Below are 6,000 nucleotides of genomic sequence, written 5' to 3'. Positions count from 1 at the left end.
ACCTTTGGGCTGACGAGGGATTACTTTACGTACGTCTCGGGCCGCTGCCGAATCGGCCGCACATCCCGGGCGTGTCGCCCCGGAATCCGGCGATCGGCTGCGATCAGGAGCAGTAGTCGGCGATCCAGGCGGGCACACCCGACTGGTCGCGCAGCGCCGAGAGGCGCTGCTGCGCGACGGCGTCGTCGGCGGTCTGGGTCTCCTGGATCTGCGCGAGGAGCTCGCGTCCGATCCCGGCGATCTGGGTGACCTCGGCACGGATGCCCGAGGGGGCCACCGCGGCCACCGCATCCCATCGGTCCACGAACGCCTGCGCGGCCGCGACGGATTCGGGGATCGATGCCTGCGCCGCCGGCCAACCGAAGTCGGTCTGCTCGGCGCCGACCGGCTCGGTATCGATGAGGTGGCACATCGCCCCGGAATCGGCACGAGTTGCGCGATGGTCGATCGCATCCTGAGCGACGCCGTCGCCGAGAGCGATCGCGCCCCCGCCGACGATCGACATCACCACGCCGACAGCGACGCCGGCGCTCGTCAGGCGATGGGTCCATCCCCGTCGACGCATGCTGAGCACGCCGAGCACGATGTTCGCCGCCAGTCCGATCGGCGCGAGAACGAACGACGCGCCGAAGGCGATGCGCTCGAGGATTGTGCTGTGCCCGGGGTCCGGCTCGGTCGTCGGAGCGAGACCGAAGCGGGGTGCTCCGTCGGCGGCGACCGACGGCAGGCCGGCCCGGTCGACGGGCCGCGTGCGGTTCGCCTCCGGAGTCGCCATGGCGGGCGCCGTCGCGGGCGAGGGCTGAGGATCGTGCGAGCCCGTCCGGTGGTCCGCGTGCATCGAGCCGCCCTCGATCGGCGACGAGCTCGGGCGGTCGGCGACATCGGGTTCGACGATCGAGGTGTGCAGCGACGTCGCCGCCGGAACATCCTCCGCAGGCGCCGGGACAGGTTCGGGATCGGGTTCGGGTTCGACGTCGGGGATCGCGACCGTGTCGATCAGCTTCGTCGCCGCGGGCTCCTGCTCCGACTCCGACGCGCGGCCGAGTTCGGGAGCGGGATCGAAGTCGGCGATGTCGTCGAGGTCGAACGCCCGCGTCGCCGGCGCCGCGTCGTCGTCGCCAACCGCGGCATCCGACGGCACAGCTGTCAGCGGGTCGGCATCCCCCGGCTGTCCGCCGACGGGCTGCTCATCGGCGTCGACAGCCGCGTCGCGACCCGTGAGACGACGGAGCAGTGCGCCGACTCGCCCGCGGGGCGACGACTCGGGCGCTGCGGGGACGTCGTCGACGTCCCCGTCGAGCGCGGCCCCGGGGATCACGACCGAACCGGTGATCGGATCGATGTCGAGCTCGCCGAACAGGACCTCGACCGCGTCGGTCGGCTCTCCCGCGGCTGCGGGTTCGGCCGAGGACGCGTCGACGGCCCCGTCAGGGCGTCGCGCGGCGAAGGCGATGCCGGGCGACGAGGAATCCGCATCCCCGAACGGGTCGGCGGCCGTCGCCGGCCGCGCGGGCGCGGATGCCGCCGACGGCGTCGAGGCGGCGGGAACGGGCGGCGCGGCGGAGGCGTCGGGGTCCGGCTTGTCAAGGGCGGGCTCGTCGAGGGCGGGCGGTACCGTATCGGACGGGGTCTGCGCGGTCGGCTGAGGTGTCGACGCGGGGGATGGCGAGGGACTCGCCGCTCCGCCGGGGAGGAACCACGACCGGATGCCGCTGTCGCTCGGCTCCGGTTCGTGCAGCGGCGGCGGGACGGGCGCAGCCGACGCGGCCGCGGGCGACGCCTCCGGGGACGCCGGGGCGGGGGTCGGGTCGACAGTCTCGCGGGGAGTGGACGCCGCTTCGTCGGGACGGAGAGCGGTCTCGAGCGCGATGCGGGCATCCGCGACGGGTCGACTCGGCTGGTCGTCGAGCGGCGCGTCAGCGGGAGCGACTGCGCGGTCGGCGGGAGCGACGCCGCCCGGAGGGCTCACCGGCGCGGCCGTCGCGGCATCCGCGGCAGGTCGACTCGGCTGGTCGTCGAGCGGCGTGTCAGCGGGCGCGCTCGCGCGGTCGCCGGCCGCGAGATCTGCCGGAGCGGTAGGTGCGGTTCCCGGGGCAGCACGGGTCGACTGCTCTTCGCGCGTCTCCGCCGTGGCCGGACGCGCCGCACGGTCGGCGGTCACCGTCGCGTCGGCGGAAGCGCCGGCGGCCGGAAGATCGGACGCGGCGGGCGGGGCCGTGCGCGCGGGCTCTGCCGCATCCGGACCCGATGCAGCAGCCGATGCCGCCGACACCGCAGCCTGCGGGGCGTCGATCGGCGGGACGGGCACCGGAGAAGGGATGCGCGGGATCACCCGCGTCGACGTCTGGGACTCGTCGAACGGCGGGACCACAGGACCGTCGGTGTCGCGCGACGGCGTCGTCGGCTCGTGCGCGGGGGCGCCGGCGTCCGGTCGCACCGGGGCGCCGGGCGTTTCCGGAGTGACCGCACCGGTCGGTGTCGAGCTGCGGTCGCCGGCGGCGTCGCGGGCGGGCGCGCCCGCCGGAGCCGGGTCCGATGGCGGAACGGGGATCACCCGGGTCGCCGTGTCGCTCTCGTCGCTCGGTGCGGTCGGGGGCTCGGTCGGTGCGGGCGACGAGGGCTCCGCCGCGGAACGCGAGAAGGACGCGAGCAGATCGCCGTCGCTCGGCGCCGTCGGCGCCGTCGGCGGAGTCGCCAGACCGGATGCCGGAGGAGTCGGCGCCGCTCCGTTCGCGGGGCCGGCTGTTCCGGGGGCGGGCCGCGTGTCGGAATCAGGCACGGTCGACCATGACGGCGACGGCGCGGTCGAGTCGGCGGCCGGCGTGGTCCCGGCGACGGGCGGAGTGACCTGCGTCGGCGAGTCAGAGGAGGCCGGCGACGCGGGCGACGGCGCAGTCGAGCTGGCGGATGCCGCGCTCGCGGCGGTGGGCGGGGTGGTCGCGGCGGCGGGCGGAGTGACCTGTGCCGGCGAGTCGAGGGACGTCGGCGACGCGGGCGCCGGCGCACCTGAACTGGCGGATGCCGCGCCCGCGGCGGCGGGCGGGGTGACCGGGGAGGCCGCCGGGGCGGACTCGGTCGACGGGAGCGCGCTCGGCTGCTGGGCTGCGGTGTTCGCGTCGGCTGACAGGGCGCCGGCCTGCGGCGACGCGGGCGCGGACGCGGACGCGGACGGCGGAGTCTGGTTCGCGGGCTCCCCCGCGCTCGCGCCGGAGCCGACGCTGCCGGCAGCGGGCACGGAATCCGGCGAGCCCGGGGAACTCGCGGGCGCGGACGTCGGCCACGAGGTCGGACGCGAGGGCTCCGTCGCGGTCGCGGCGACAGACGAGGTCTGCGTGGCGGGCGGCGGGGCGAAGGACGTCGGACCCGAGTGCTCGGGCGCGGCATTCGCGACGCCGGAAGCGGACGGCGCAGCATTCGCTGCGTCGGAAGCGGACGGCGCGGCCGGCGTCGGCGAGGCGACGACGCTCGAGGACGCGGGCGGAACGGCGGCGGGGCGCTGGTCCGGGCTCGCCGGAGGGGCGGCGTCCGAGCCGCCGACCACCGGGGTCGGCGGAGGGACGGCATCCGAGCCGCCGAAGAGCGGGCGCGCGAACGGCTCGGGCGCGGCGTCGGCGCCCGCCGAGGGCGGGGGCCCCGCCGAGGTCGAGGTCGCGTCCGGCGTCGAGGTCGCGTCCGGGGCCGCGATGCGATCGGAGTCCGGGCCGGTCGAAGTCGCGGGACGTGCCGGCGCGTCCGCGGCGGGTGCCGGCGCGTCCGTGCCGGATGCGGGTGCGAGAGGTGCCGCGGGCGCGGTCGGTGCGGCCCCGGCGGGCGGCGCCGACGACGGAACGGCCGCGGCGGACGGCGTTCCGGACTGAGCCGGCGCGGTCGACGGAACCCAGGTGCCGCGGCGCGGGCCCGACGGGGCGCCGTCCGACTGACCGGCGGCGCTCGGGGCGGCGGCGCGGGCGGGACTCGGCGCGGCGTCGGGCGGGGTCGCCGCACCCGCCTCCGCGGACGCGTTCGGGGATCCGGCCGTGCTCGCGGCATCGGGAACGCCCGGCGCCGGCGCACTGCTCGGGGCCGCAGCGGCACTCGGCCGGATCGTGCTGGTCGGCTCGGCGGGGAAGCCGGGCGCCGCCGACGGCGAGGATCCCGGCGCTCCCGGAGCCCCGTTCGCGCTCGCCGAGTCGGGCGAGGGCGCCGCCGAAGGAGCGGGGGCCGCGAACGACGGCGCCGCGGCAGGACGCCAGGCGGCCGCCGTCGACGGCGGAGCGGGAGGCTCATCCGCGGGCGGAGCACCCGCACCAGGCGGTGTCGAATCGGCGGGCACCGGCGCCGCGCGACGGCCCGACGGCGCAGACTGCTCCGGAGCCGACGGGCGGGGGTACTGCAGCCCGGGCGGGACGCTGAACGGCGGCGGCGTCAGCCGCCCGCGGTCGGCGGCACGATCGCCGTCGGCGTCGCCGGCGGCAGCATCCGACCCCTCCGGCTCCGACGGCTCCGGCGACGGCGGGGGCGCTGCCGCGAGCCGTCGCGCCAGTTCGGCACGCTCGCGTGCGGCGTCGTCATCCGCCATGAACAGTCCTTCTCACCGCGATGTCGGGAATCGCGTCGTCAGAATAGTCGCCACCCCGCGCGGGATCGCTCAGCACACTCCCGGACTCAACCGAGGCGCACCCCGGCCAGTGTCTTCTTCCCGCGGCGCAGCACCGCGACGCCGCCGGCGAGCGCGGCGCCCTCGAAGGTCGCCTCCGCATCCGCCACCTTCGCGTTGTTGAGGTAGACGCCGCCCTGCGAGATCGCGCGGCGCGCGTCGCTCGCACTCGACGTCAGCCCGGTCGACACGAGGGCCGAGAGCACGGTGTCGGCGGATGCCGCATCCGCGCTCGGCAGCTCGGCGACGGCGGCCGCGAGGGTCGCCGCATCCAGCTCGCCCAGGTCGCCGTCGCCGAACAGCGCCCGACTCGCGTCGATGGCGGCCGCAGCGGCCTCGGGCCCGTGCACGAACGCCGTGACCTCCTGCGCCAGGCGCAGCTGCGCGGCGCGACGGAAGGGCTCCTCGGCGACGAGGCGCGCGTACTCCTCGATCTCGGCCCGCTTAAGGAAGGTGAAGACCTTGAGGCGGTCGACGACATCCGAGTCGGCCGTGTTGAGCCAGAACTGGTACATCGCGTAGGGCGAGCACATGTCGGCGTCGAGCCAGATCGCGTTGCCCTCGCTCTTGCCGAACTTCGTGCCGTCGGAGTTCGTGATCAGCGGCGTGCCGATCGCGTGCACCGAGGCGCCCTCGACGCGGTGGATCAGGTCGACGCCCGAAGTCAGGTTGCCCCACTGGTCGCTTCCGCCGGTCTGCAGCACCACCTGACGCGTGCGGAACAGCTCGAGGTAGTCGAGGCCCTGCAGGATCTGGTAGCTGAACTCGGTGTAGCTGATGCCGGCGTCGCTGTTCAGGCGCGTGGCCACCGCATCCTTCTTCAGCATCGTGCCGACGCGGAAGTGCTTGCCGATCTCGCGCAGGAAGTCGATCGCGCTGAGCGGCGCCGTCCAGTCGAGGTTGTTGACCAGCTGGGCCGCGTTCTCGCCCTCGAAGGAGAGGAAGCGCTCGACCTGGCCGCGCAGACGGGTGACCCACTCCGACACGGTCTCGCGCGTGTTGAGGGTGCGCTCGGCCGTCGGGCGCGGGTCGCCGATGAGACCCGTCGACCCGCCGACGAGGCCGAAGGGCGTGTGCCCGGCGAGCTGGAGCCGACGCAGCACGAGCAGCTGCACCAGGTTGCCGAGGTGCAGGCTCGGCGCGGTCGGGTCGAAACCGCAGTAATAGGAGATCGGCTCGCCGTGCAGGAGCTCTCTCAGCGCCTCGGCGTCGGTCGACACGTGCACGAGGCCGCGCCAGACCAGCTCGTCCCAGACGCCGTCGAAGCTCTCATCGTTCACAGGGATGACGGGAGAGACGGTCGCAGACACCCGACGAGGCTAGCGGAGAGGGGATGGGCGGCGCGGCGCATCCGCATCGTCGTG

General features: G+C 75.6%; 3 protein-coding genes. 1 reads left to right on the top strand and 2 read right to left on the bottom strand.

All coding sequences use genetic code 11. The features are described 5' to 3' along the window. Positions 1–103: 103 nt before the first annotated feature. Positions 104–2,161, bottom strand: coding sequence for a hypothetical protein (locus tag FJ657_RS16850; RefSeq protein WP_141164858.1), 2,058 nt, complete (start codon positions 2,159–2,161; stop codon positions 104–106). A gap of 157 nt (positions 2,162–2,318) precedes the next feature. On the opposite strand from FJ657_RS16850, the gene FJ657_RS16845 reads away from it, so the two are divergent. Then, positions 2,319–3,857 carry a hypothetical protein gene (locus FJ657_RS16845; protein ID WP_141164857.1) on the top strand — a complete coding sequence of 513 codons (1,539 nt, stop codon included), beginning with the start codon at positions 2,319–2,321 and terminating at the stop codon, positions 3,855–3,857. A 787-nt stretch (positions 3,858–4,644) separates the two neighbouring features. Here FJ657_RS16845 and tyrS read toward each other — a convergent pair. Next, a complete protein-coding gene (gene tyrS, locus FJ657_RS16840; RefSeq protein ID WP_141164856.1) occupies positions 4,645–5,946 on the bottom strand; it encodes a tyrosine--tRNA ligase in 1,302 nt (433 codons plus the stop codon). Positions 5,947–6,000: the final 54 nt, after the last annotated feature.

It is taken from the genome of Schumannella soli (genome assembly GCF_006517435.1).
Taxonomy (GTDB): domain Bacteria; phylum Actinomycetota; class Actinomycetes; order Actinomycetales; family Microbacteriaceae; genus Schumannella; species Schumannella soli.
The sequence above is the reverse complement of the archived record's forward strand: the minus strand, read 5'-3'. Positions and strand labels throughout refer to the sequence as shown.